This window comes from Phycisphaerae bacterium (assembly GCA_024102815.1).
Lineage (GTDB): Bacteria > Planctomycetota > Phycisphaerae > UBA1845 > UBA1845 > JAGFJJ01.
In genome coordinates, this window is sequence record JAGFJJ010000068.1 from 40,137 (window position 1) to 66,768 (window position 26,632).

Below are 26,632 nucleotides of genomic sequence, written 5' to 3' on the forward strand. Positions count from 1 at the left end.
TTGCCCCATGTCCGAAATCGTGAAACGAGTTTCGCTACATTTTCCGGAAGAGAATTTGACCACCACGGCAAAAGTAGCTAACGCGATCATTCGCCCCGTCTACATTCGAGAAGAAGGTGAGGACACCTGTGTTTACTTACTCGTTGACGATAAGGAACAAACCACGGATGCTGATTTCTTCCTGCTGGCAACCAATGAAGCGATGCCCCCACGCCGAAACGCGGAATGGTTAGGTTCTTACGTGCGCGGCGACGGCGAAGTTTGGCACTTATTCGTCGAGCATCGCGCGGATAAAGGCCACAAATTCTGGAAGGCTTATGCATGAAGGCCGCTGGCGAACGATGCTGAATATGATGGACGGACTCCGATCGACAAGGGCTGGGCACCTTGGATCATCCCGCGACGGTGGTGATCTTATCCATCTGCTCGATCAACGGGTGTTCTGAGGGATGTTATAGAGGCAACGACGCGGAAAAAAGCGAGAACGGCAAATGGCGGACGACTATCAAATCCAGGTCAACTTCTTGCCGATCGTCGGTGAACTGCCGAGCTTCGAGGTGTACCGCCGGCTCCGCAAAGATCCACAGGAAGAAAGACCAAGCTCCGAGAGTATGTCGCATTCGCTGCCTGTCTCGGGCTCAGACCTTGAAGAGCGAGCATCTTACTGGGTGAGCTTCACGCCCACGGATTCCTTCGAACGTGTTCCAGTGGAGCCCTCGTTCAACCACGACTTAACGCGCGCCTTGCTGTTCCGGTGCATGCGTGATGCTGCAACGCAGAAGCTCCAGTCGGAGGAGTTTCACATTCCAGATCGCGGTTTCGTGGACGAGATCAGCTTCGTCATGGCGCGGCATCGGGAAGGACAAGAGCTACTCGTTGTTCAGCCGTACTACCTGCGAGCGACAGGACGCTTTGGATATCTTGTAGACTTTCATTTCCGGCTCGCCGACGACGTTCCGTTCTCGCGCCGCGTACAGCAGTTGAGCCTCAGCCTGGATCGGAACTTTCATCGGAACCTGGACTACTACGTCGACCGAACAAGTCGAATTCGGGCATTCCTACAGACGCAGAAGGCCCTCCTCGCGTCGCTTTCTGTGCCAGGAGCTTCCGTGCCCATGCGGATCTCAGACGAATTCGTGGACTTGCGGGCATTCCGCCTGCGATCGCGTTCATACGTCTTCGGCGCCGGACGTGAATCGCGGAGCCAATTCGTGGGCCTGAAAGAGCACGGGCCCATGAAGCCGTTGGAAACATCGCCTCGGCTACTGTTCTTCTTTCGAGAGCAGGACCGCACCGCGGCACGGAAACTAGCAATGTCGCTACGCGGATCGGGTGGCCGGGAGAGGTTCGCGTTTCCCGGCTTTCGTGCCCTTTTCAAGACGGACCTAACGCTCGATTCAGATCCAATCGTGTTGCCCGACTTCTCCCAGGCAGCGATGGCTAACGCGCTCGCACGCGTCAAGGAAGAGGATGGCCTAGTGCTGCCCGTTCTTGTTCTGCCAGATGATGACGAGAACGCGTATCTGACGCACAAGGCCACGTTCGTGCATGCAGGAATACCGTCCCAGGTCTGCACGCTTCCCGTCATCCAAGATGACGACACGCTCAAGTGGTCGATCGCGAACATTGCGTTGCAGATCTTTTGTAAGGCCGGTGGACAACCCTGGAAGGTGCGCCCGACGGGTGAGCCTTCGGTTATCATCGGCATCAGCCAATCACACAAACTGCGCCGAAAAGACGAATCCATAACAGTCGAGAAGTACTTCGCGTTCTCCGTCATGACTGATAGCAGCGGGCTGTTCCAGCGGATCCAAATACTGGGGGAGGCGAGTGACGAGCTTTCGTACCTGGACCAGCTGCGAACCAGCCTCGCGCAGGTATTGGCGGAGACGTCGCAGCGCTTTTCCCGAGTCGTGATTCACACGTCGTTCAAGCTTCGCCACCGCGAGATGGACGCCATTCACAAGACTGTCGCTCAGGCGGCCGGCAAGACGGATCGCACTCAATGCCGTTTTGCCGTTGTCAAAGTCAATCACCGCCATCGGTTCTTCGGAGTCAATCGAGCGGTCAATAGCCTAGTACCGTTTGAAGCCACCGCTGTGCGGCTTGGCCCTGGTGAGTATCTTGTCTGGTTTGAGGGCATATTCCCTGATAAGCCTACCGTTACCAAGGCATTCCCGGGTCCTACGCACCTCAAGTTCCTTCGCGTCAGCGACGACAATGCGATCACGGACAATGAGTTGCTTCAGGACTTGGTCAATCTGTCGGGAGCGAATTGGAGGGGCTTCAATGCAAAAAGTGCTCCCGTCTCCGTGTTTTACTGTCACCTCGTTGCGAATCTCGTCCATGACTTCCACGAGCGTGGCCTGCCACTTCCGGCTGTCCAGGATCTGCGTCCGTGGTTCTTATGAGGTCGCGTGATGACAACTCGCTCTAAGGACATAATCCTGCTCTTCGGCGCCGGCGCAAGCGCCGAGGCGGGTATTCCGACATCAGGGCAGATGATCGAGAGAATCGAATCGCTCTTCACGTCGCATGATGACTGGAAGCCGTACTACGACCTGTACAACCACGTGAAGAGTGCAATCTACTACGCCGCAGGGCTCAAAGGACAATTCAACGCGGACGTGCTCTACAATATTGAGACCCTGGTGAACACCCTTTATGAATTGGAGCGTAACGAGGATCACCCGCTCTACCCATTTATCGCCTCCTGGAACTCCCGCCTCGTCGCCTTGGCGCAGGGGGACTTCGCAGGTGTCCGCTCCCTCCGCAGCTTGATCCTGCGAGAGCTGAAGGGCTGGGTATGCCCAGACGATACAACCCCGGCCGACTACTATCGGGGCTTACTGCAGCTTCAACGTGATCTCAACTACCCGCTCCGAATCTTCTCGCTGAATTACGACTTGCTTGTTGAACGGCTCGAATCACCTGAGTTTCACATTGAGACTGGTTTCGCAGGGTACGGTCCGAGCCACATCTGGGACTGGGAAAGGTTTGAGGATAGCGAGTCGTCACCTAACCCCTTGCCGCAGGCCTTCCTGTACAAGCTTCACGGCTCGATCAACTGGAAGCGTGACGACGCGACGAAGAACCTTTACCGCGTCGAGCACGTCGCAACCGTCGAGCCCGAACGAATGGAAGTGATCTTCGGCCGAGACTTTAAGCTGGAAGCCGCCGATCCTTATTTGTTCTATGCGTATGAGTTTCGCAAGTTCACGCTGATTGCGAAGCTAATCGTCACTGTAGGATATGGCTTCGGAGATGCCCATATCAACAAGATGTTGACCCAAAGCCTCCGGGATGAGGGTAGCAGAAAACTTATCGTCGTGGCGCGATGTGCTGACGAGGAAGAACGTCGCGCCAGGCGACAGGATATCGAGGATCGTTTGGAGCTTGACGAAGGACACGATGATCAAATCGACGTGCGTTCAGAATCGGCGTGTGATTTCCTGGGAATGAACGAGCTGAGCAATGTCCTCTTGTCAGCAATACCTGAGAGCCCGAACGCGCCCTTCTAAGGTGATGGAATCGCGGCGGACCGCGTGCTTGCCGACTGTAACCAAGGTGCTCTGGAACTGATCTTGAACATCGACGAATGCCAACTTGACGAAGTTCTGGACCGATTCGACGGGCAGACCGCGCCTTTCGACGAAGTCGAGATCACGGAAGCCATACAGACCCTGGCGCACGCGCGTGGGGATGTTCAAAAGCTCAGCGAACATGAACTTGCCGAGGGGATGGCGTTTAGCTTTGCCACCACGTGTCCAGAGGAGCCGTCACCGTGGGGAACGTACTACGGACCCAAGAACGAGTGGCAGACCAAGAGCGGGGAACGCGTCGAGCGCCCCAGCATCAAGAGCGTGTCGGAGAGCATGCTCAAGTACTGGGAGTGTCGCCTCGAGAAAGCGAAGCACCCGCGACTTCGAGCCAGATACGCAGATCTGATCTTTGATTTTACAGAGAAGATCACAGGCAAGAAGCCGGACTACCAGCTTGCACACGTGGTTATTGACGAGACAGTTCAACTCGTCGAGGAACGGCTATTTCATTTCATGAGTGATGTCCGTGTCAAACTGACACGAGCCTTAGATCTTGCCGTCCGGCTCAACGACCAGGAGAGAATCAAGCGAGTGTGCGACGCCATTATCGCTTGTGAGGAGAAGAGCTTAGATAACGACGGTGATGCGGCTCGCGGTCTTGCATTCGACCTTCTTGTTGAAGGCGACCATAAGGTGAAGCTCAGTGAGCAACAGGAAGCGGGCGTGATCGCTGGACTCGAGAAACACCTCGTGTGCGTAGCGACAGGTGAGCCGCCGAAGTTTGACCCATTCGGCACCGAATCTTCGGCACTGCGGCTCGCGCACTACTATCGGCGCAAAAAGCGCGGTGACGACCTTCAACGCGTCCTACGCCTTTACACCGATGCATGGATTCGCATCTCGAGCGAGGCTTGGCCGATGCTGGGCGCCACTTGGCTGGAGAAGGTCCACAAGGTGCTGCTCGACTTCGGTCGGAAACAAGACGCAGACGCCCTGGAGGTTCGACTCCGGAAGTTGGCCGGCAGGTCGCACGAGAATATGGCTACAATTCGTCATAGCGTCCAGTTTACCCAAGAGGAGGTTGATGAGTTCCTCAATGCTACGACCGCCGGTGATTTGCATACGACCCTGGCGCGCATCGCTGTCCAATTCCTGCCGGATCCCGAGGACGCCAAGAAGCAGGTGCTCGATACTGCCGAACAGTCTCCGCTCTTTTCACTTTTCACCAAGCGGATCATCGATTGGGACGGGAGAGTCATCGCCGATGTCGGATCGCCAGAGAACGACATGGAGGGACAGGTCGCCCACGAGATAGGAGAAAGTATGGGCTTCTGGGTCCCGTTCCTTCGGGCGACCATCGAGAAGATGGGCGAGAAGTACGCTGTTTCTCCGGACGACATTCTTGATTTTCTATATCTATCGCCAGCGCTCACCGAGGATCGGCGCGACCTGATTCGCGCTGGGGTCGATGCGTACCTTAACGGCCAGTGCGCATTGGCGGTACACATTCTGGTGCCGCAAATCGAGGGCGCCGTGAGGAACTTGGTCGGCGGACTTGGCGGGCCGGTACTCGAACGCGGTCGCCATGGAGGAATGAATCTGAGAAACCTCGATAAGCTGCTCCGGGATGAGCGATTGACTGCCGCGCTAACTGATCGCGTGTCAGTTTATCTGCGCGTTTTGTTCACCGACCAGCGCGGCTGGAACGCACGCAACAACATCTGCCATGGCCTTCTACCAGGGGCACAGATTGGAACACCCATAGCGGATCGAGTGTTTCATGCCCTGTTGCTTCTCGGAGCACTGCGCGAAGGAACGCCGGCACCCGACGAGGAGAAAGGCAGCGGTAGCTGACGTGTACAAACAGGCTTGCATCCGGACAAGTCGCCTTGTGCTGTTGCTCGCGGGCAGATGCGCACGAATGGGCCTGCGAGGCCCTGGAGGGTTCCCGTGGTCATGGTGGCGGAGTGGCACGGCGGTTGCCCTTAGGCAGGTAAAGATGACTGACACGATGGCAAGGAGAATAAAATGAGCAGCACCATCACCTGCCCCAACTGTGACAACGAGATCGAGATTACTGAAGTCATGTCGGCCCAGCTTCGCGACGAAATTCGCCGTGAACTGGAGAAGGACGTCAACGTCAAGCGGCAACAACTCACGGCACGGGAACGCGAGATCGAGAAACGCCAGCTCGAGATCGATGAGGCGGAGAAATCGATCGACGCGAAGGTCGGCAAGCAACTCGCTGCCGAGCGCGATAAGCTCGAGGCGAGTGCCAGAGCGAAAGCGAAGGAGGAGCTGGGTGTCGAACTGAAGGACCGGGACGCGCAGATCACGGAGCTGCGCGACAAGGTGAAGACCGCCGAGGAGACGGAGCTAGCTCTTCGCAAGAGGGAACGGGAACTTAAGGATCGGGAAGGTGAGCTTGCCCAGCAGCGGGACCGGATGGAGGAGGAGGCTCGCCAGAAGCTCGACGCTGCGCGACAAGGACTGATTGACCGGGCCAAGGCCGAAGCGAAGAACGAGCTGTCCGTCGAAATGAAGGATCGTGATGAACGCGAGGCCGAGCTGCGCGGTAAACTCGACGAGGCCAACAAGCAGGAACTCGAATGGCGGAAGCGCGAACGAGCCCTGAACGCGGAGAAGGAAGAACTGGAGCTTTCAGTACAACGGCGTCTCACTGAAGAACGCGACAAGATTCGTGACGAAGCGCTCAAGAAGGCGGATGAGGATCATCGATTGAAGGATGCCGAGAAGGACAAGAAGATCACCGATCTGGTGAAGCAGCTCGACGAGGCCAAGCGTCGTGCCGAGCAGGGTTCTCAGCAGTCGCAGGGCGAGATCCAGGAGCTGGCGCTTGAGGAGATGCTTGCGAGCCGATTCCCCGCTGACGATTTTGCGGAGATCGGCAAAGGCGTGGCCGGCGCCGACGTGATGCAGCGTGTGCGGACGTCGGCCGGTGTCGATGCCGGCTCGATCCTCTGGGAATCAAAACGAACGAAGAGCTGGAAGAAGGAGTGGCTGCCGAAGCTGCGCAAGGATCAACGCGAGGCGAAGGCTGACGTCACCGTGATCGTTAGTGCGCACCTGCCCGACGGCGTGGAGACTTTTTCGCAGATTGATGGTGTGTGGGTCTGCAGCTGGCCGTGCGCTGTGAGCCTGGCGATGGCACTGCGCAGTGGGTTGCTTGAGACGGCCAAGGCCCGCCGAGCGCTGGCCGGGCAACAGGGGAAGATGGAACAGGTGTACAACTACCTGGCCAGCCCGGAGTTTCGCAACCGCGTGGCCGGGATTGCCGAGGCGTTCGCCACGATGCAGCAGGATCTGGACAAAGAGAAGCGGGCGATCCAGAACCACTGGGCCAAACGGGAAAAGCAGATCGAGCAGGCGGTGGCTAACACGGCCGGAATGTACGGCGATTTGCAGGGCATCATCGGCGGATCCCTCCCGGAAATTCAGGGGATGGACATGTTGATGCTTGAGGCGAATGCATGACCATGATCTACGATCCCGCGCCCGCCACAAACTTCGAGAGATTAACCTGATGACCGACAAAAGCGATCAAGGTCTTGACAATCAAACCGGTGGAGTCAAGTTCGGGCATCACATCGTCACGCTGATCGACTTCCTGGGCCAGCAAAGGCAACTTGAGAAATGGGATTTTCTTCCCGAAACTGAGTACGACACGGACGAGTTTGTCGCAGCGGTGCGCGCAACATTCGGCAAGGTAACCGTTTGGCGCGACCAGTTCAGCGAGAAGTTCAATCTCTGGCTGGAATCACGGTCGCTGCCGGTTGAGTTTGCGAAGACACTCCCTGACGAGGGTCGCGCGTATCGTGAGTTTGCACATACCACACTGGACTTCATGCAATTCTCCGACACGATTGTGATCTACTCGCCGATCGTCAATCAATACGGCCACGCAAACTGCGGGACGGTCCTAGCTCATTTGTTTACTTGTGGGACCCTGATGCTGGCGGCGCTCAACCAGGATTGCGCGTTCCGCGGCGCCATCGAAATCGGCATGGCTGGGCAGATCGACGAGGCAGGGATCTACGGGCCAGTTCTCGGCTCCGTCCATAACCTTGAGAGCACGGTGGCCGAGTATCCCCGGATTCTCGTTGGAGATAGACTTCACGAGTACCTTGTTGCCCAGGCAGCAGATCCCGAGGATTCTCGGGAATCGAAAACGAATCGTGAAATCGCGAAGACATGCCTGAGATTGATCGGCATCGACCTCGATCAACACAGGATTCTCGACTACATGGGGCGCGGGTTTGTTGAGTTTGCCACGAACAAGGATAGTTGGAACATGCTTCGCGATGGAGCATGTGCGTTCGCGGATCAGGAACGTGAGCGATTCAATGAGGCCGCCGACCAGAAACTTGCAGATCGATATACCCGTATGTGCGAGTACCACGCGTCACGAAGCACGTGATCGTGATGTATCCCGCAGGCTCGGGCCTTTTTCTAGATCGGTGAACGCATGATCACAGCCATCGAAATCGAAAACTTCAAGGGGATTGCGGACCGCATTCGCATCGATCTCAAGCCAATCACCTTACTGTTCGGTGCCAACAGCTCGGGAAAGAGCACGATCATCCACGCCCTCCATTACGCACGCGAGGTTCTCGTACGCCAGAATCTCGACGCCGACCGGACAGAGGCGGGCGGCGAGTTCATAGACCTCGGAGGATTCAGAAACTTCGTCCACAACAGGGACTTGGACCGCGAGATCCACCTGCGCTTTGCCCTCAGTTTGCCTGAGGGTGAGATGCTTCCGTACTTTGGTCGATCGTCAGAGCAGCCGTATGGCGAGACCTTGCTTGATCTTCTGAATCACGTTCGCACGGCCGAGGTGGAGATTGTAATCGCATGGAGCCGGGCTGCTGAGCGACCATATGTTAAGCAGTATCTCGTTGATATTGATGGCTCGCGCGTTGGCACGCTCGCTGCGACGCCGGATACCCCGCACCAAGCGATGCTCTTGGTTGAGCGTTTGCACCCGTGGCTTAATGCGCAACCCGACAGTGCGGATCCGGACACGCCGACAGAATGGCGGCAGATGGTGGACGATGTGCTCCCCGATGCGCCCCCGAAGTGGTTTGAGTTGCCCGTTGAGGCGCGACACGAGGCTCTGCCGAGTCTCGATTCCGGCCTATCTTGCCCGAAGCTCTTCGAGGACGTGGAGTTGGAGAAGCAGCCACTGGCAGAATCTATGATGCACGTCGTAAATCGCATGGTGCTCGGCCCTGGCAAACTCGTTCGAGATGTTCTGCGGGCCTTTCGGTACATCGGGCCGCTACGAGAGAAGCCGCCACGTGCCTTCGAGGCGCCTCGCTTTCCCGATCCCTCACGATGGACAACCGGGATCGCCGCTTGGGACACGCTCTACAATGGAAACCGCGATGTTCTGGAGGAAGTGGGTGAGTGGTTGTCCGAACCGTCGCGTTTGGCGGCCGGCTGCTGGTTAAGGATGACCGAATACAAGGAGCTCGAGGTTGACAATCCGTTGATGTCACAATTGATGCTCGGCCACGCGTTCGATGACACCGATTTGGAGGAGGCCCGACAGTACTTGCAGCAGCTACCCGTTCGTAGGCGGTTGTTTTTGGTTGACCGAGAGTCCGGCGTCGCGCTGTTGCCGCACGATGTAGGAGAGGGGATTTCGCAGATTGTTCCCGTCGTCGTAGCCTTGTTGGAACAGAACCGACCGTTAACCGCCGTGGAACAGCCCGAGCTTCACGTGCACCCCGCCGTACAGGTGGGTATCGGCGACCTTTTGATCGAGGCCGTCGAGCGCGGAGAGTTCCCGGTCGTGCTTGAAACGCATAGCGAACATCTACTCCTCCGCCTTCTCCGCCGAATTCGCGAATCGGGAGAGAATGCACTTCCGCCGGATGTTCACGGCCTGTCGCCGTCGGACCTGTCGGTTGTTTTTCTTGACCTATCGGATGCCGGTATCCGAGTTACAAGTCTTCGCATCGATGAAACGGGCGAGTTCATTGACCGTTGGCCGCAGGGGTTCTTCGAGGAACGACTACCTGAAGTGTGACGTACCGCGATGCTACACGAGTTTGCGATCGACCCAGCGGCTATGAATAGCCTCGACAGAGTCGCACGTTTTATGGCTGCGTGTGGATCGGATACGCCGCGCCTTGTGTCGCACATGCCCTGCGGTGGTTGGCTTAACGCGGCGGTTAAGGCCTGTGCGATCGCTGGTTGTGGACCACACGCGCAAAAGCGCGTTGAAATCTTGATCGACGCTGCGATAAAGCGAGGCCGATTCATCGACCGTCAACGAAAAGCGCCTGCGACTATCACCTGGATCCAAGCGGCACTCGATGAACATGCCCGGCTACCCTTCCGTGCGATTCTCTCCAATCAACGCATTACCGATTCGCCCGTTACGTTGAACGTCGAGGACGATCTTTCTGATGAAACCCTGTGGAACCCGCCGAGGTCGGTGACGATACAACGGACCATTCCTGCATTGGTCGAGACTCTCCGCCCTATGCTCCAGCTGGCACGGAAAGTCGTGATAATAGAGCCGAACTTCGACATCGGCAGTCGTTCGTTCACGGAACCGTTAAGAGCCATGCTCCTTGAAGCGAACAAGACGCCGCCAGATCTCAAACTGGTCGAGTTGCACATGACCAACAGCTTTGACGGCCTGCACAACTACCTTGCCGATGAATGTCGCGAGCAGATCGAACTGCTCATTCCCGCCAATGTAAACGCAGAGATATACTTATGGGAAGGCGGTGTCCTCAGAGGGAATACCTCGGCAACCGATCGGTTGCATGATCGCTTCATGTTGACAAACCGAGGTGGGGTAATGGTCGGATGGGGATTCGACACGCGTCCCGGATCGCAAACTACGATCACACTTCTTGATGACACGACGTGCCGTGAAATCGAGCGGGATGTATCGTGCGAGACGCGCCGGTTCCGTATGGCCGGTCGCTCACCCATCCAGTTTACGGGCCGTGCCATGCCGTCATGAGCTTCACTACTTGTCGGTACTCGGTGGGCAATCACTCATGTTGATCCGGCTACCGCATTGACTGCAGTATCTTCCGCGGCGGAACATGATACAATCGCAGACGCTGCAGCGCCGTACCCGTATTGCTGCCACAGCCCCTGAAGGCAGTAGGATGAGCAGCGTTACGACGATCGTGAGCGTCGGGCCGGGAAAGTACGCCTCCCGTATGTGCTGCGCCCATGGGACGATGCCCGCCTCCTGCAGCCACCGCGTGATCACTGCCGCATTGGCCAGCATCAGGACGACCGTGATGAAAACCGCAACGGCCAACTTCCGAATGGTCAGACTCATGAAACTATCTCCCAGACAACGCCACTACTTCAAGCATAGCGCACCTTGGGCGCCCGCGCAAGTGAGCAACTCGTTTTTTGCTCCTGTCTAGCGCGGATCGGTGGACATAGCTGGCGCTAGCTCGAGGGAGGAATCGCGGCCAACAAGCTCGGCCGCGAAAAAAGGAAGGGAGAAAGAAACGGTGTACGGAGACCGGGGTTGGGATTAGCCCTCCGTTCCGTTGACCGTGCGCTCGATCATCGATTCATCCACAGTAACCGATTCAAAGGATCGCGATGATTTCGGGTCGCCTGCGCGCTCGTTATCGTAGTCCACAATCATCACTTGTACGCCAGCGGTGTCACTCAAGACATCCTGAACGATCCCGCCGTCTACATAGACCACGATCCGAATCGCCTCTCTTGCTTGATTCTTCATGATTCTCACCTCATTCCGCTGGAAGCACACGCTCCGCAGCGCGCAGCGTGTGCTTCCCTCCATATGTCAGGCCCTCGGCTGCCAAAACAGCCATCCGTTGGTCACGCCACCGCCGCGGCCTAAGCCATTGGCCTGCCGATAGGCTTCCGTCGCTTCGAGCGCGGCGCGCGTTGGCGTGATACACAACCGTCCGTTCGCTGAGCCGGACGTGAGCAGGATGCTTCGTCCGCTCTTGACCTGCGGGTTCTCAACGACTTCCGCTGTGAATTCCTCACTTCCAATTCGGCCGACCACCTCCGTCCCGACTGGCCACCAGGCGTGCTTAACGCGCTCGGTGCCTACACAGGCCGTGGAGATCTTGGACTCGCGAGTGCGGCCCCGTTCATACTCACCTGCGGACATACTCGATGACGTCTGCCACGATGTGCTCGTAGCCTGGCCACGTGCTTGCCTCTCCGTATCAGATTGGGGAATCGCACGAGGCGGTGACTGTGCGAGCACGCCAGCCCTCAGAAACTCTATGTCGGCCGCTGTAAGCTCGCTCGCGACATCCAACATTAGCTTTGTACGTTCATCCAACATGGCGAAGTCCTTTCATAAGCGTGCGGCTCAGCAGCTTGCACAGCTCAGCCGGAAGTTCTTCGATTCGATGAACCACAATCGTGTCCGCCACGATCGCGCGCAAGCTTTCATCAGTGATCCCGACGCCAACCAGCTCAATCCCTGTTTTGATGGCTTGTTGCGCCACAAACTGTGCGTGCCGAACGGCGGCGTCATCGCAGGCCTCGCAGCCGGCGCGGCCGTCGGTCAACACAACGAGAATTCGCCGGCTCTCCGGTCGTTGAATCAGACGGCGTGCGGCTATTTGCATGCCTTCGCCCAGTGGCGTTAGGCCGGTGCCGCTGATCGTAGGCAAGCGGCGCAGGCCAGTCTTGACCGGCTCGTTGAACTGCTTGACCAGGCCGATCTCCAGATTCGCAAAGCGGCTGTAACGGGTGCGTATCTCGGTCGGGTCCTGGCCGGTCTCCTGAGCGACCTTGAACAAGTCAAAGTCTCGGCCGGTCGTGAAGGTGAGCGCCTCCGTGGCGACCTTCAGCTCCGCAAGTGCTTCCAGCAGGACCCGCAGCGCATCACGGGCGACTTCCATCTTGTTTCGGGTCATGCTGCCCGACGAATCGATCAATATCGAAACAGCGGTCGAGCGACCCTGTACCATGGCGCGCGTTCGAAACACATCAACGCGAGGCCTGTCCATGCAGAGCCGGTGCAGTGTCTTGGGCGACAACCGCCCTCGTTCCTGTTCATCGCGCCACCAACGTTTCTCCTGCGAACGCAGCGCATTGGCGAGACCTCGGCGCAGCCGGCGGATCACATCCGTATGACGGCTCCGTAACTCGGCCACCTCACGCTCGCCGGCAAAAGTAATCGGCTGCATGCGATCCAACTCCTTGGTGTAGACGCGATACTCGGAGTTTGTGTTGAGCTGAGCGACGTGCTCCGCGATTGCTTTGGCTGCGATTTCACCGATCCAACTGCCGTGGTTGACCTTGCGTAGCTCTCCAGAACCGTCAGTCGATTCGGTATCATTTTCCTGTGCCGAACCCGACTCAGATGCGGATGCGCCGCTTGCGTCATCTGTCGAGCAATCATCCTCCGGCTCGCCATCGCAGCCCGGATCAGAATCATCCGAAGACGTTTCACGCGTCTCGCCGCTGGTTTCTTCCTTTCTGTCGAATTCGGTTGATGACTCAGGCGGGGGCGACTCGGATCCGCTTTCGCTTGACGCAGTCCGATCACTCGGAGTGGCCCCGCCGTCATCCGTTCCGGGCGTTTCACGATTGTCGCCACCGGATTCACCTGGCGCGCCTGCTTCAGTTGGCGGCTGTTGCTTCAACCAACGATCGAGGAGCTGGCCTGCCAGATCAGCAGCGCCATCGGTGTCGTGGATTGCTGGGAACCACGCGAACAAGTCGTCGTAGCCCGCGACAAGGTCCTCCAGGCTAAGCATGTCCTTGTGATGCGACAGCTTCAAATAGACCGCCGTACAAAACTTGCCGAACGCGGCGCGCTGCCCGACGAGTCGCACGATTCGATCGCGGATCTGTCGAAACATCGCATCCAGATTGGCACGCACGCCGGGCCACCGTTCCATCGCACGGCGTTCGATCAACGCATCTTCGACCACATTGAGCATAGCCTCGTATCCGGGATGTCGCTGCGAGAATCGCTTCACGACCCCGAAATCGGAGAAGGCCACATGGGCCATCTCATGATCCAAGAACCCTACCACCATACGCTCGAGCGCCTCGTCCATCGGTTCCGGAAGCGACGGCAGGACGATTTGTTTCCCGTCCGTCCAGGCCTCCTCGCCGCGGCAGATCACGCGAACACCGAACTGATCAGTCAACGTTCGAGCCAGCCGTTCGAGCTGGCTTTCGAAGAGATTGAAATTCATTTTCTCTTGCTCCTTGCGATGCGCTAAAAAAAGGGCCGCGCCCGCCGCATCGCCATTGCGGGCGCAACCCTTTGTGATTCAGAGTCTTCGATTGGCGCTTAAGAAGCGGTGACCTTCTGCGCCAGGGGACCGACGTGATGATCAAAGGTCTCGCGGACGACTTTGACATCCTCCGGCGGGACCTTGTTGAGCACGCAAACCGTAAGGGCCCGATCGAAGTCGTTTCCGCGATCCAGCCGAGCACAGAGCGCAAGCAAGCGCCGCGTGCTCAGCACCGTGGTTAGCTGCTCTTCGGCGTGCGCCTTCCTCAGATCCCCGGCCGATTTGACCATGCACTTGATCAGGTCCTTGTTCAGCCTTGAATGTCGGGCACGCAGCAGCTCGATCTCTTGCTTGGGCGGTAGGTGATCCATACGCACTACCACGTCCCAGCGATCCAGCCAGCTGAAGTTGAGCACGTGCGTTCCGCTGGAATAAAGCCCCGAGTCGGATCCGAATCCCAACGTGTTGGCTGTAGCCACCAGCCGGAAATCCGGATGCGGAGCGATGTCCTCTCCAGTGTCCGTAAGTAGCAGGTGTCCACGGGGCTCAAGCACTTGCTGTAGAACGAAGCCCACCTCCGGCTGCATGGCGTCGACTTCGTCCAACTGGAGGATCTGACCCTGTTCCAATGCCTGGGGCAGGATGCCCTTGACGAAAACTGTCTCCTTTCGTTCATTGACGGTCCAGTGCCCGATGAAGTCGCCCACGCTGGTCTCGCCGTTGAGCGAGACCCGCCGCACCGGTCGTTGCGTGAGCGCGCCGATTTGCCGAACCAGCGAGCTCTTGCCTGTGCCGCTCGGGCCGTAGATGAACACGCGTTCGTTGTGCTCGACCGCCTCCGCCACGTCTCGGCAGGGCTCCGTCCACACGAATGTCGGATCTTCCCGCGGAACAAGAGGGTGCTCGATGCCGAAGCTCGCGGTCATTGCGGCGCCGGCCACGTCAATCTGGTAACGCAAGACACCGGCAACTCGGTTGACGTTGCGATCATGCAAGAACGCCCCGAACTCGCCTGTCGCCAGGGCTTGCTCTGGAAACTGCGCCTGAATCGCCTCGGGTTCGACGTTGTGCTCGTTCCGCAAGTGCGGAATGAGCGTCATTTTCTCCGATCGCCCGCAGAGCGGACACTTCAATTGATCTGCCATGAGAATACTCCTGATGAAAAAGAACCGGCGGCCGAACGGACCCTGCGCGCGCAGGGAATCCACGTCGTTCAGTCACGCCGGGCTTCTGATTACGGTCGGGTTGCCTGAAGGCAGGCTACGAAGGGGTGGCGGGTGGTGGTTGGATCGCTTTCGTTGTTCCGTCTGCGAATTGAATGTCGACGGTACCGTTCGAAGTGATGGTCACGACTTGCCATTCAGGCGTGATGCGATATGTGGCGTCCAGCAGTGCTGCGCGAAGATGTTCGTCCGGTCCGACCATGTCGCGCCAGAATCGATCCAACTCCTGCTCAACCTGCTCCGCCTGTGTATCGTAGGTGTCGCCGTCTTCGCACCAGCCGCCAAGGTGATGCCAGATCTCCGAGGCCATCAGTCGTTCCCGAGCCTCGGGCGTCACGCATACCTTGTAGTTCGATGACCACTGGTTCTGTTCATCTCCGGGTAGCAGGCCCATGCACACCGGTGATTCAAACACCGAGCCGTCGCTCGTTCGCGCCGTAATGCGAATCGACTCGACACATACGAGCCATTCGGACCACACCGAGTCCTCATGGAGGACCTTGCCGACCTGCACGCCCACGTTCTCGATTCTTCCTATCATTGCCCAAGAGTACCCGTCGTAGGCCTTTCGAATCTCGACCGGTACGAACGGCGTTTCATGTGAACCAAGCGCCGCCAACAGATGGACATTGGCCTCGTCTGAGTCTTCCTTCGCGCGGTCCGCGTCGAAGCGGTAGCAGCGTTGAAGCGGAAAGCCCTTTGGCACCTGAACCTCCACCGGCTCCGGTGGCTCATCGCTGGACAGCAGCCCGATCAAGTAGACCGGCTTCGCCTCGGGCAGTTTGATGCCCAGTTCATGCGCCCGGAGATACTCTTTGTACGGCAGCTCGTGCTCACTTTGGCGTTCCACGAATCGAAAGGCCTCGAGCTCCAGCGCGGACTTGAGCAAATCGAGTGCCTCATTCTCGATCAGGCATGTCCGCGCCGGCAGCATCAGCCGGATGCCGGTCGGTTCGCCGGTCAGGTCCACCAGGTAGTGCAAGCGCTGCACGCTCACCGGATGATCGTCGAACGCAACGACCTGGCCGTGGAAGTTGACCAACACGTTGGTGCACATCCAGCGCTCGCGCTTCGCCGAGTGGTGCCACGGATTCAGCTGTTCCGACGGGCGCACTTCGATTCGGCAGCCGAGCTCCGAATGATGTGTCGCCGCGTCTGAAACGAAGGGCATACTCGGACACTGCCTGCTGTCCGCCGTCACACGCAGCCCGGTGAACACGGCGTTGCGGTCCACCGCGGCCGAATCCCATGGATCGTCACGAAACTGAAGCACCGTGCCTCCGACGTGCTCAGGATCGTCGATAATCTCTATCGGAGTGCCGGTCCAGCCGTTCTCCCTGATTACGACCATTTTGCCGTTCGACCGGATCGTCACCTCGCGCGGTGCCAGGCAGAAGATCCCGACCCCGGCAGGGTCCTCGCTCACATCGCAGTCATCGTCCCAGCCCGTGCCGCCCAGGTCGAGCAGCTTGGAGAAATCCCCGATTCCGTTCCCGTTGTCACGGACGGTCACGAGGCCGTCCTGGTTCGTGATGTGCACTTCGGTCGCGCCGGCGCGCCGCGCGTTCTGCAGAATCTCGATCACGCGGCCCTCCAGCGTTCCGTTGAACAGCCTGCTCGCCTTTTGGAGCAAACGTTCGTTAACTTTCGCTCGGATGGTCTTCATTTTCGTGTCCTCCGGCATGGTTGTTGATCAAGAGTCGCAGCGCCCATGCCTCGCGCCGCATCTCCGTCCGATGCAGGTTGCATCATCTCCAGATCCTCATCCTCCGTATTCGAGTCCAGGAACCGCATGTGGGCGTCCTCGTATTCGACTGGCCGGCCGATCCAATCGGTGCCTTCGCAGCTTGCGATCATCCGAAAGCAGCTGTTGTCGATCGGAAATGCACCGGGCTCGGCACCATCGACTACAATCTCGACACATCCGCCGCATTGGCGCATCCCGACGATGACTCCCGTGCAGCGCCTCATCGGGACACCTCCACGCACCAAGCGCTAACGGAGCGGGCGAGAAGCGGTGCCCGTTCTTCAACAAGCTCAAGCAGCTTTTCCAGAAAACTGTGGTAGTTGACGTCTTCGAGATCCTCGAACAGCTTGCGGGTTGCCGCTGCCGTCCAACGCTTCGGCGAAATCGTGTACTCTGCCCACGCGTCGCGAAGCGCGTCGGTCTCAAGCCACTCGTCATCGAAGCCGTCACCGTCGCGGTCCCGGTATGCGAGTCGGTAGACCTCATGCGCCGCCATGCCGCCGAGGACCCGCCGACAGAACTGGTCCGCGAGCCACATGATGCAGCCCTCGGAGGTCTCGCCTTCCTCTTCCCAGTCGTAGCTCGTTCCGTCATCTCGCTGGAGACGATGGACGATCGGCGGGTTATACCGACACACAAAGTGCCAGCCCATGCCCAGCCGATGCTTCTCGACACTCATCTTTCGCGCTGTGCGCTCAATTCGTTCTGTTTTCGTTGACATAAGTCACCTCCACCTGGCCGTCTTTGATCTTCGCCAACGAGCACCAGGCACGGCCCGATCTGGTGCTCGTTGCTTACGTTTAGGCACTATGAGTTCACCACCGTCATGCGGTGCTCTACCGATCCCAATCGCAACCTCTGCCCGGTTCAAAGTGGCACAATCCACCAGAGGGCAGGCTTTTGAGAGAGGATTGGGCCATCGCCGCGGGACCTGATGCGCGAGGCCTTGTTAAAACTCTCGACATGCGTTGGGGCGTGATCGGCCTTGCACCGAAAACCCGGTCAACTCGGCCGACTGGCGTTTACCACGGGTGGTTGTAGCGTGAACGGCGCCTCCGAGACCGCCTTCTTCGGCGCTTTCGCTTCGGCAATCTCGGAGGGTATTTCCCTTTACAATTCGACCGGCCGTCAAACGGCGCCCACGGCAGACGTTTCTCGACGACAACGATCAGAACCACCCACTTTTCGACAATTCGCAGCATCCTTGTAGCCCCACAGAAGGGGCACCACGCGTGTTTTCGATAGCAGAGCATCAACCAGCGCTCCTTTCTGATTCACGGTCGGCAAAGAGCTCCGGTGCGATTTCGGAGAGCGTCTTCGGCTCCCAGTACAGGTCCCGTTCAATGGGAAGTCCCATCGGGCCACGCGCCGACTCGAGCTCTGACAGGCTGAAGTAGCCAAGCTCCTTCTCGAATCCACACGCCAGTCCGAAGAATGTGTCCTCGCCATCATATTCCACGCCGTACCATGTCCATCCAGAATCCGGCGTGAAGAACTTCACGTACGCAACTGCATGGCCCCCCTTGCCGTCCTGGGCATAGAGCGGCGGGAGCCGGCGGCGCAGCGCTTTGGTTAGGAGTTTCATCCCTCGGACGACCGTGGCGTCCTTCCTGAGGTCGTTCGGCACCGGCGGCGCCGGTACCGCTGGAATGAACTTCACCTGATTCGCCTCGGGCATCAGAACAACGCGCTCGTTGCGGTCGCTGAGCCACTCGATGTACGGGTACGGCGTGTATGACTCCGGCGCAAGGCCCGCCGTCATGTTCCCGGTGAGTCCCGTCTGCTGCAGCGCAAACCCCTCCATCTGATCCTCTGCTTCCATGGCTGTTCCTTCGTAACACCCTGAGAGGACGAGCTTGCCGCCCCGAACGTCGCGATCGAAGTCGCCCTCCAGGTCTACGGTCACGGTTTCTTCCAGGCCCGCAAACCGCAGCCAGCCTATGACTCTGCCAGGTCTGGTGTTGTCCAATTCGCCTTCAAGCAAATACTTCATAGGTCTCCATGTCATGTTGACACCTCCGATTTGTGCTCTCGATGGCACGTCTCGCGCGCCTGACGTGCCATCTGCCGTTAATCTCTCTATGCGCGCAAACGAAGAGCCCCGAACGCCGGGACCCTGTCTCGTCGTGTGTTTGATGCAGCCGCTTCTCTAAATCCGCGGGGCCGAATGCAGTTACTCGTCGGTAATTGTGCGTCCGAAGGGCGTGATAGAATCAGCTAATGCGATCGTGGGCTGGCTGTTCGCCAATCCCTCCTTCTCGTCGAGGATCCGCTTCGTGATGGCCGTTCGGGCGATGCCCCGGTTCTGTCACGTGCTGAGTGATCCTCGGGCAAGGCCCGCGAGTGTCGCGGGTTGACCCTACCCATGCGCCTGTGCGCTTGTGAGGATTATTAAGTAGTGCCATGGAAATGCGTTGGCATTCATAAGTCTTTCGGTATCGTTGCCCAAGCGTTTATAGATATACATCAGAAACGCCGCGTCCGGATATTCCTTGGCGCCGAGATTTCCCTGGTCTTCCAATTCTCATCGCGTTTCACCAACACATCCGGCCTGGGCTCAGACGAGATCGCGGGCAGCGTAAAGTAGCAGAGCTCACGGATCTTCCGCTCCACAATGCCGAAGAAGAATGTCCCGTCGAACTCGGCCACGTACCAGACAGTTCCGCTGTAGGCGTCGAAGAACCTGGCACGTGCCTCGATGCGACCGTCGCTCATGTTGTGCAATCCATACAGTGGCGGGAGCTCCTCGCGGAGATCCGCTACGACCGTGGGGTCGAGCGCGGCGTAGCTGTCCCCCCGGCGCCACGGCGTTGGGTCGCCTCCGACACCGGAACTTCGCTCCTGGCGCCCTTCGGTAATCAACCGGGGCCGAGATTATGCATGCCCTTCATTTACTAAATTCGCTTTCATTTCCTTGTTCATTGCGTTCACCTCCATGTTGTGCCTGTTGATGGCACGGCGCGGATCATAGACGTGCCATCAAGTGACAGATCTTACCCTCATCGCGGCCCCATAGGCTCGACGTCAACGAGCCAGCAAACCCGCAATGAGCTCTTCCTTGCGGCGGTGTCCGGGCGAGGTTTCACGACGCCAGTGTTCGATCCGGTCCGCGAGCGAACGCAGGCCCGTGCTCATGCGGCTCGAGAGTTTCCAGCCTTCCTGCCCTCCGTAGCGGCTGTTCATCCACGTAACCCGCTCGATCAGACCCAACCGGGCAAGCTTCGCTCGTGTACGATCCAGTGTGCGGCGGGAGACGCCGTGCCGCTCTTGGAGTTCCTGAAGCGTGGAGACAGGCCCGCCGGCAGCCTTCAGGGCCAGCAGAATCCTTGCCGCCGCATGCTGCTGATTGCGATTCCCGGGGAATAGGATCTCGACCAGGTCGACCACGTCGCCGATCTTCTTTGCCCTTCGATGCCGGAAGTCGATCTTCGTAGGCTCGGTCATTCTTGACCACCCGGCGCGCGCCCCTCGCCCCCTGCGCTTTCGCGCACCGCATCTCCACCGACAAACCGGGGCTCGCCAAGCTCCTGCCGCAGGACATGCCGCTCCCTGCTGATGCGAACGGCATGCTCGCGAAGATGCGTGCCGAACGTCGTTTCGATCAAGAGGATGCTCTCGAACGCGGCAACGTAGGCATCGTTGAACACGCGATGAAATCGCCAACGGACACCCTGCCGTGACATCCGGAATGTCTTGAAGATCTTCTCGCCGTACGTCCCGCGGAGGATCATGTAGCTGGGCTTGTGGCGCTTCAGCTCAACGGACAGGTCTCGGGATTCCATGAGCCGCCGTAGTGCGTACAGGAACTCACGATCCTTCTCTGTCAGCTTCATCTTTCCTCATCACCACGATACCGCGCGCATAGCGCGTGATTTCGATCAGCCCGAAGTGGGCCATGAATATGATGGCGATAGACCGCCATACGCGGTCCAACCGCGCGTTTTCTTCCAAGGGCGGCAGATCATCGAAGTACACTTCGATCGGCCCGATATGTGCCTCCAAGTGCGCCTGGTAGCGGCTCAAGTCGAACCCCTTGGCCAACGGAAGCCACGCAGCCATTTGGGGACTGCCAACGAGACCGTCGAGCGCCTCCACCAGCCCCGGCACCGCGTGCAATTCCACGGCCGGCGGCGCGACCGCCCCGGACCGGCCATCCGCGATCACGGGACGCGCTCGTACCGGCTGCTGCCTCTTGCGCTCGCGAGACTCGGCCATGCGCCGCCGGAAGTACTCCCGGTCGAAGGGGAGCGTGTCGAAAACGAATTGAGAGTGCACCTCGGCGCTACAGCGCCGACATCGATAGCGTCGGATCCTCAGGTGCGGGCTTCCCCCGCACGCTACGCACGACTGGAAGGCCACCGTCGGGTCAAACGCCTGGCCGCACGACAGACACCGGCAGCGGCTTTCGTCCGTCATCGTGACCTGACCGGAGCATCCTGGGCAGACTCGTCCTGACAGCATCACCTCGTAGTAGAAGCGCCGAGCGTGGGCCACAAACAGCTTCACCGTGTCTTCCAGATGGAAGGCCAGGTGGATGATACTCATCTCCTGCCTCATGGTCCCGGCGATGTGGGCCCACCGGCGTCCACCAACCCCTGCTCTTCCGCAACGTGTTCCGTACTCGGTTCCATAACTTCCTCCACGTCTACTTCTCGCTGGTGCTTCGGCGTAAACCTCCGGCGACAGATGCAACAGCGCCGGATCTTCCGCGCCCCAAGCGTTTTCGTGTTTCGCGAGCCCTTACTCCTCGTGTCCGTAGATCCACAGTACGGGCACTTGTGTCGTCTTCCCATCGTTGTTCACCTCACGGGACCGGAAAGACGCGTGAGCATATAAACCTTCGTCACCACCGTCCTGTGGTGGTCTCGCCGCGGACTCGCCGAGTTCAACAGTCGTTCGTGGCAGCCTGATCCATGCGACGGGTCGCGCGCCCCACGGTCCTTCCGCCCCGGACCCAAAAGCGAAACACATATAAACAACACCGTATTCACTACCCATAAGAAGTAACCGGAGGTGAGCCCATGAACTTCGATTCCGCCAAGCACCCGCTGGCACCCATTGATCACGGCACCAGATATCATTACTCATACGGCCGCAAGCATGCATACGGCAACCCGGCAGCCGGTATGATCTACGGACCCGGCGCCGCTCGGTACGGCACACGCTCATTCTCGCGGAATGGCGCTCCTGCTCGATTGGACGATGGACCCCAAACCGTTGAACAACTGGTCGAGCAGGGCTATTTCGCGGCCCCAAAAGTGGAAGCCGAAATGGCGATTCTTCACGACAAGAAACACACCTCATGGCTCGGCCTCGACGACATCCTTACGCAGGTCCGCCACCGCAGGCATATCTATGAGAAGAACATGACCGATATCGAATGGGCGAAGTGCTATGCCTTCAACGAATTGGTCCGTGGGGGCGGGACCCCGTCCGACGAACGATACGGTGTGTACAAGCGGCGTCTCCAGGACTTGCACGCGGAACAGCGCGCGGAACGTGCAGCCCTCTGGCGGGACGTATCGAGACTGCGACAGCAACTTCCGGAATCGGCCCAGCAGTATCTGTCGGCATCGCGCAAGCTCGACATCATCGGCGACACGGATGGTGATGCACCATGATGACTCGCGTCCAGGAATTGTGCCGCAAGCTCAAACCGATTCTTGGCAAGAAGATCGACCGCCTGTGGTCGGTCTATCTCGCCGAGTCGGACGCGAGCGGCAAGGCCGACATCGAGCAGGCGCTTGAACTGCTCGCCGCCAGGCACCTCAATCAGGATTACCAGCCGGACCGGGCGCCGTTTCCGCCGCCGGGCCGGGCGTTTGCCCAATCCGGTGACATTCAGCTCGGCGCCATGACCTATGGCAACCGGAGCTTGCATCCGTTTTTCCTCAAAAGCGATCGGCTCAAAGAGCACATCCTGGTGGCCGGCAGGAGCGGATCGGGTAAGACGAATCTCACATTCGTACTCATGAAGGGCATCATGGCCCGGGGCATCAAAGTCCTCGCCATCGATTGGAAGCGGGGGTATAGGGACCTTCTCTCCGTTCAGCATGACCTCCGCGTGTATACGATGGGCCGCGACGTCGCACCGTTTCGATTCAATCCGCTGATCCCGCCCCCAGGCTGCGAGCCCAACGTCTGGATCAAGCTCATTGTTGACGTCATCGCCTCCGCCTACCTGGGAGGCGAGGGCGTCATCAGCCTGCTGGTCGCCGGACTCGACCAGCTCTTCACCGACGCCGGCGTGTTCACATGTTCGGTCACGCGATGGCCGACGATTCATGACCTTCTCGCCTGGCTGCGAACCGTGAAGCTCAAGGGACGAGCCGCCATGTGGCAGGCCTCGGCCGAGAGAATCCTGCTGGGCATGACTTACGGCGAGTTCGGCGCCGTTGTCAACACGCAGGACAACGGCCACGTCCGCGATCTACTGAATCACAACGTCGTGCTCGAAATGGACGGACTGTCGAGCAACTCCGACCGGACCATGTTCTCCGAAGCGCTGACGCTGTATTTATATCGATACCGCCTTGCCAGAGGCCCCCAGCTGAGGCTCACGAATCTGATCATCCTGGAAGAAGCGCACAACCTTCTCCTGCACAAAGGCGCCGACGCCCGCGAATCCGTACTGGAGAATTCGATTCGAATGATCCGCCAGTACGGCATGGGCTACGTCTTCGTTGATCAGTCCGCTTCCCTGCTGAGCAAAGTCGCGTTCGCCAATTCCTACGCCACGATCGCCCTGAGCCAGAAGCTCCAGGGTGACATCCGGGCCATTGCATCGGCCATGAACCTTACGGACGAACAGAAGCAAGCCCTAAGCACGCTCCCCATCGGAACCGCGGTTGTTCGCTTGGCGGACGAACACCCCGAACCCTTTCTGGTACGGGTCCCGCGCTTTCCTGTTGACGAAGGCTCGGTATCGGATGCGCAAGTCCGAGAGCGAATGGCTGGTTGTACCGCCGATTCCGAGGCCCAACGTTCGCCGATGGAGCATTCGAGAGAGATACCACCTCTTCCTCCTCCGGACAGGAATACTCCTGAAGATCAGAATACCCACCCACCATCCCCCATAGAATCACGGATGACCGAGGCCGATCAGGCCTCGTCCTGTGATTCTCAACCTGAGCCACCCAGACTTCAGGATGCGATGTCCCGCGAAGAGCTTCGCTTCCTGGCCGACGTCGCCACCAGGCCGCTGTCCACCACCGTCTCGCGCTACCAGCGACTCAACCTGTCCCGTCGGAAGGGCAATGCCATTCGGCAAGATCTCGCCAAGGCGGGCATCATTCAGGCCGTGCCCATCGCCACCCGCTCCGGCCAGGTTGTCCTGTACGAGCTCTCCGATCTTGGCAGATCCGTTTGCGCGGATGTTGGGATTGACGCTGGACCCTCGCCGCGCGCCAGCCTCGAACATCGGTATTGGGTCCGCAAAGTCTCCGAGCACTTCGAGAACGAGGGTTACGGTATCACGCGCGAGTACGCCATAAAGGGTGACGGTGCCGTTGACATCGTTGCAGAGCGCCCTGGCGAGCGACTGGCGATAGAAGTAGAGACCGGCAAGTCCGACATCAAAGCGAACGTTCTCAAGACTCAGAAAGCCGGATTCGATAGAATTGTCTTGATCGCGACATCGCCGTCGGCGGTGGGCGCATGCCAGAAAGCCGTCGACGACGTCGACGTGGATCAGCGCGACCCAATCCAGCTTCTTACCTGGCTTGATGTATCGTGAGGCATTCTTGTTTCGCGGTGTCCGGCCTCAGCAGTACCATCCGCCGTACTGCGTCGGCATTCCGTGTGCTTCCTTTGGGATATTCCCATACATATGACCCATCGACGGATGTCGCTCGCAACGCGTGAACGGTTCCCGTGCGAAGATCTCATCCAGCGTCCGGTAGACGTCGATCGCCCGCCGGAGCATATCCTCCTCATCGTTCGGCCGCCCGTGGGCGAACGTGCCCAAGTACATGTTTCGCCCATTGCGCCGGTAACCTTGATCGACCGCACAAGGCCTGTGCGCCGCATCCACCGGAGGGATGATGCCCAGGAGAATCTCCGGGTGCCGGCATACGTAGGCGACACCATAGCGATCGAGCATTCGGCCGGCACGCACGTATGCCGCGTGACTCGTGTCGGGACTGTCAGACGATGCGGCCCGGCGATCCCAGGGGGCGCCGTCCCTCATCCAGAACCACCCTTACCGTATTCCTTGGCCAAGTCCTCGGCAATGCCCGCCACTTTGCGCTCGGTCCGGTCGATGATCTTGAACAGTTTCTCATTGTGTGCCTGTAGCTTCTCTGCCTCCTCCAGCATCTCGGACAGCCGCCGGTAATCGTAGCGCAGCGTCGCCCTTCGGGCTTCGAGCGTCAGGTCTTTGATCCTCCGTTCGTTCTCCGCGACCGCGGCGTCCAGTCGTTCCAGCCGCTTGTCGAGGCGCATCTCATGGTAGCGCGCGGAAAGCTCATTCGATGCCTTCTTCCGAGCCGCCGCCGGTAGTCGCCTGACGATATGCCGCAACTCGTCGATCCTTGCGGCGTGTCCCTCGCGTACGTGGTGCGCCCGTTCCCGAAGGCGCGCCAGGCGCTCGGTCAGCCACCCCTCGGCCGGCAACAACCGGCGGAGCTGCTCGACGATCTGCGTTCCCTGCTGCGGATGCTCGACAAAGACATCCGTCTCCTGTCGCAAGCCCATCAAGGCGCTGCGGATTCTGTCACCTACTTGGCGGTCCTCGTAGAGATCGCGCATGTCATGGCGCACATCTGCCAGCTCCGGTCCAACCGAAGCCGGAATGAGACGTCCCGGGGGGCCGTGGCCGTGCAGGTGAATCAGAAACGCCACGATCCCGACGATCAGCGCAACGATGGCAAGCGTCTGGACAATTTCGGTTGCGATCATCCAGTCGAATCCCAGCACCCATGCCACCAGGATGCTCGCGCCGAAGGCGATTCCCGCGCCGGCCCAGGAGCCGCCGGTCCGACGGATGCCCTGGAACATGATCATGGCCAGCAGGATCACCGCGAAACCGATGGCGATCGGCCCGAGATTCCGAACCGACCACCCGTGCTGGTGTTCCCACCAGACCAAACCGATGGCCAGGGCCAATCCCAGGGCCGCCGACATGGCCACCGCAGGCTTCTGGTGATCAAAGCGCTTGCCCAACACCGCGTAAGCGAGCGCGGTGAAAAAGGCAAACGCAAGCACGAAATCCGGAAGAAGTGATTCGAAGAACGGCCTGATTGCAGGGGTCGCGAGCGGATTCGTAGGACTCATAGGGCCTCTGTGGAGGTCCTAGTATATATATCTTGCTGTTTCGACACTCACCGTATTGAACGGTTTCCGGCAGCGCTGGCACACGATCTTGTCTTCCCTTGTTCCCCTCGGTATGCCGATTTCAAGCCCACAAACGGGGCAACCGGTGACGTAGAACTCCTTCAGCATGCGCTCACCCCGTTGCGTCCTGAACGCCACGGCATCGCCAGGGTCCGTGACTCGCCCCAGTTCCCAGAGACGATCGTCGATGATGTACTCCACGCCGCGCAAGCGGACGCGTGGCAGCCAGCGTGGGCCTGAGTATCGTTGTATTGTCTACGTCATGTTGCATTCCTCCCGGCCGAACCACTCTATTGGCGGTTCGTCCAGGCGATTCGTGAACCGCTGCATCCCGGACGATCGCCTGAATGCCCGACCGAGTACCGGCGAGGTGCCAGTGAGAGTAGCGTTCCACTGGAACCCTTATTATAATATGTATATCCCTTCTACTACTTACTACTACTATCAAAAGACAACGCTTATAAACCCCGCCCCATAGATCACAACCCACGTTGCCACTACTCGGTAGTAACGCGGTGGCCGCCAGCGCACGAGCCG

General features: G+C 59.0%; 24 protein-coding genes. 10 read left to right on the forward strand and 14 right to left on the reverse strand.

Features of this window, described 5'->3' with window-relative positions; genetic code table 11:
* The first annotated feature begins 7 nt into the window (after positions 1-7).
* The 8 genes from J5J06_15835 (at position 8) to J5J06_15870 (ending at position 10,548) form a co-directional block, all read left to right on the forward strand.
* On the forward strand, positions 8-325 hold the full coding sequence (locus tag J5J06_15835) for a hypothetical protein (protein MCO6438562.1): 318 nt from the start codon (positions 8-10) through the stop codon (positions 323-325).
* Between the two features lie 166 nt (positions 326-491).
* The gene (locus J5J06_15840; GenBank protein MCO6438563.1) at positions 492-2,411 is read left to right on the forward strand and encodes a piwi domain protein; all 1,920 of its coding nucleotides are present in this window, start codon (positions 492-494) and stop codon (positions 2,409-2,411) included.
* 9 nt (positions 2,412-2,420) lie between these two features.
* Positions 2,421-3,521 (forward strand): SIR2 family protein, encoded by a 1,101-nt coding sequence (locus tag J5J06_15845; protein MCO6438564.1) that lies wholly within the window; start codon positions 2,421-2,423, stop codon positions 3,519-3,521.
* A 63-nt stretch (positions 3,522-3,584) separates the two neighbouring features.
* Positions 3,585-5,396, forward strand: coding sequence for a DUF4209 domain-containing protein (locus tag J5J06_15850; GenBank protein MCO6438565.1), 1,812 nt, complete (start codon positions 3,585-3,587; stop codon positions 5,394-5,396).
* A gap of 174 nt (positions 5,397-5,570) precedes the next feature.
* Positions 5,571-7,037, forward strand: coding sequence for a DUF2130 domain-containing protein (locus J5J06_15855; GenBank protein ID MCO6438566.1), 1,467 nt, complete (start codon positions 5,571-5,573; stop codon positions 7,035-7,037).
* Positions 7,038-7,086: 49 nt separating this feature from the next.
* Positions 7,087-7,980: a hypothetical protein gene (locus J5J06_15860; GenBank protein ID MCO6438567.1), complete on the forward strand. Its 894-nt coding sequence runs from the start codon at positions 7,087-7,089 to the stop codon at positions 7,978-7,980.
* A gap of 48 nt (positions 7,981-8,028) precedes the next feature.
* Positions 8,029-9,597, forward strand: coding sequence for an AAA family ATPase (locus J5J06_15865; protein ID MCO6438568.1), 1,569 nt, complete (start codon positions 8,029-8,031; stop codon positions 9,595-9,597).
* 42 nt (positions 9,598-9,639) lie between these two features.
* A complete protein-coding gene (locus J5J06_15870) occupies positions 9,640-10,548 on the forward strand; it encodes a hypothetical protein (GenBank protein MCO6438569.1) in 909 nt (302 codons plus the stop codon).
* A 6-nt stretch (positions 10,549-10,554) separates the two neighbouring features.
* Here J5J06_15870 and J5J06_15875 read toward each other — a convergent pair whose 3' ends face one another.
* The 12 genes from J5J06_15875 to J5J06_15930 form a co-directional block, all read right to left on the reverse strand.
* Complete coding sequence (locus tag J5J06_15875) at positions 10,555-10,878, reverse strand: hypothetical protein (GenBank protein MCO6438570.1); 324 nt, start codon at positions 10,876-10,878, stop codon at positions 10,555-10,557.
* A 204-nt stretch (positions 10,879-11,082) separates the two neighbouring features.
* On the reverse strand, positions 11,083-11,295 hold the full coding sequence (locus tag J5J06_15880; protein MCO6438571.1) for a hypothetical protein: 213 nt from the start codon (positions 11,293-11,295) through the stop codon (positions 11,083-11,085).
* A 571-nt stretch (positions 11,296-11,866) separates the two neighbouring features.
* Entirely contained in the window at positions 11,867-13,750 is a 1,884-nt protein-coding gene (locus J5J06_15885; GenBank protein ID MCO6438572.1) for a VWA domain-containing protein, read from the reverse strand.
* Positions 13,751-13,848: 98 nt separating this feature from the next.
* A complete protein-coding gene (locus J5J06_15890) occupies positions 13,849-14,937 on the reverse strand; it encodes an AAA family ATPase (protein ID MCO6438573.1) in 1,089 nt (362 codons plus the stop codon).
* 115 nt (positions 14,938-15,052) lie between these two features.
* Positions 15,053-16,681, reverse strand: a complete 1,629-nt coding sequence (locus J5J06_15895) for an ATP-binding protein (GenBank protein ID MCO6438574.1) — start codon at positions 16,679-16,681, stop codon at positions 15,053-15,055.
* Positions 16,678-16,986: a hypothetical protein gene (locus tag J5J06_15900; GenBank protein ID MCO6438575.1), complete on the reverse strand. Its 309-nt coding sequence runs from the start codon at positions 16,984-16,986 to the stop codon at positions 16,678-16,680. Before J5J06_15900 ends, J5J06_15895 begins: the two co-directional genes overlap by 4 nt.
* The gene (locus tag J5J06_15905) at positions 16,983-17,483 is read right to left on the reverse strand and encodes a hypothetical protein (protein MCO6438576.1); all 501 of its coding nucleotides are present in this window, start codon (positions 17,481-17,483) and stop codon (positions 16,983-16,985) included. Before J5J06_15905 ends, J5J06_15900 begins: the two co-directional genes overlap by 4 nt.
* A 531-nt stretch (positions 17,484-18,014) precedes the next feature.
* The gene (locus J5J06_15910) at positions 18,015-18,347 is read right to left on the reverse strand and encodes a DUF2958 domain-containing protein (GenBank protein ID MCO6438577.1); all 333 of its coding nucleotides are present in this window, start codon (positions 18,345-18,347) and stop codon (positions 18,015-18,017) included.
* 881 nt (positions 18,348-19,228) lie between these two features.
* Positions 19,229-19,477 carry a hypothetical protein gene (locus J5J06_15915; GenBank protein ID MCO6438578.1) on the reverse strand — a complete coding sequence of 83 codons (249 nt, stop codon included), beginning with the start codon at positions 19,475-19,477 and terminating at the stop codon, positions 19,229-19,231.
* Positions 19,478-19,786: 309 nt separating this feature from the next.
* Positions 19,787-20,206 carry an Rrf2 family transcriptional regulator gene (locus tag J5J06_15920; GenBank protein MCO6438579.1) on the reverse strand — a complete coding sequence of 140 codons (420 nt, stop codon included), beginning with the start codon at positions 20,204-20,206 and terminating at the stop codon, positions 19,787-19,789.
* A complete protein-coding gene (locus J5J06_15925; GenBank protein ID MCO6438580.1) occupies positions 20,203-20,595 on the reverse strand; it encodes a hypothetical protein in 393 nt (130 codons plus the stop codon). Before J5J06_15925 ends, J5J06_15920 begins: the two co-directional genes overlap by 4 nt.
* A complete protein-coding gene (locus tag J5J06_15930; GenBank protein ID MCO6438581.1) occupies positions 20,570-21,307 on the reverse strand; it encodes a hypothetical protein in 738 nt (245 codons plus the stop codon). Before J5J06_15930 ends, J5J06_15925 begins: the two co-directional genes overlap by 26 nt.
* 476 nt (positions 21,308-21,783) lie before the next feature.
* On the opposite strand from J5J06_15930, the gene J5J06_15935 reads away from it, so the two are divergent.
* Both J5J06_15935 and J5J06_15940 read left to right on the forward strand, forming a co-directional pair.
* On the forward strand, positions 21,784-22,383 hold the full coding sequence (locus tag J5J06_15935) for a hypothetical protein (protein MCO6438582.1): 600 nt from the start codon (positions 21,784-21,786) through the stop codon (positions 22,381-22,383).
* A complete protein-coding gene (locus J5J06_15940) occupies positions 22,380-24,497 on the forward strand; it encodes an ATP-binding protein (GenBank protein ID MCO6438583.1) in 2,118 nt (705 codons plus the stop codon). The genes J5J06_15935 and J5J06_15940 overlap by 4 nt, the downstream gene beginning before the upstream one ends.
* Positions 24,498-24,524: 27 nt before the next feature.
* On the opposite strand, the gene J5J06_15945 is transcribed toward J5J06_15940, so the two are convergent.
* Positions 24,525-24,950 carry a hypothetical protein gene (locus J5J06_15945; GenBank protein MCO6438584.1) on the reverse strand — a complete coding sequence of 142 codons (426 nt, stop codon included), beginning with the start codon at positions 24,948-24,950 and terminating at the stop codon, positions 24,525-24,527.
* Positions 24,947-26,035: a hypothetical protein gene (locus tag J5J06_15950; GenBank protein ID MCO6438585.1), complete on the reverse strand. Its 1,089-nt coding sequence runs from the start codon at positions 26,033-26,035 to the stop codon at positions 24,947-24,949. Before J5J06_15950 ends, J5J06_15945 begins: the two co-directional genes overlap by 4 nt.
* Positions 26,036-26,632 lie beyond the last annotated feature (597 nt).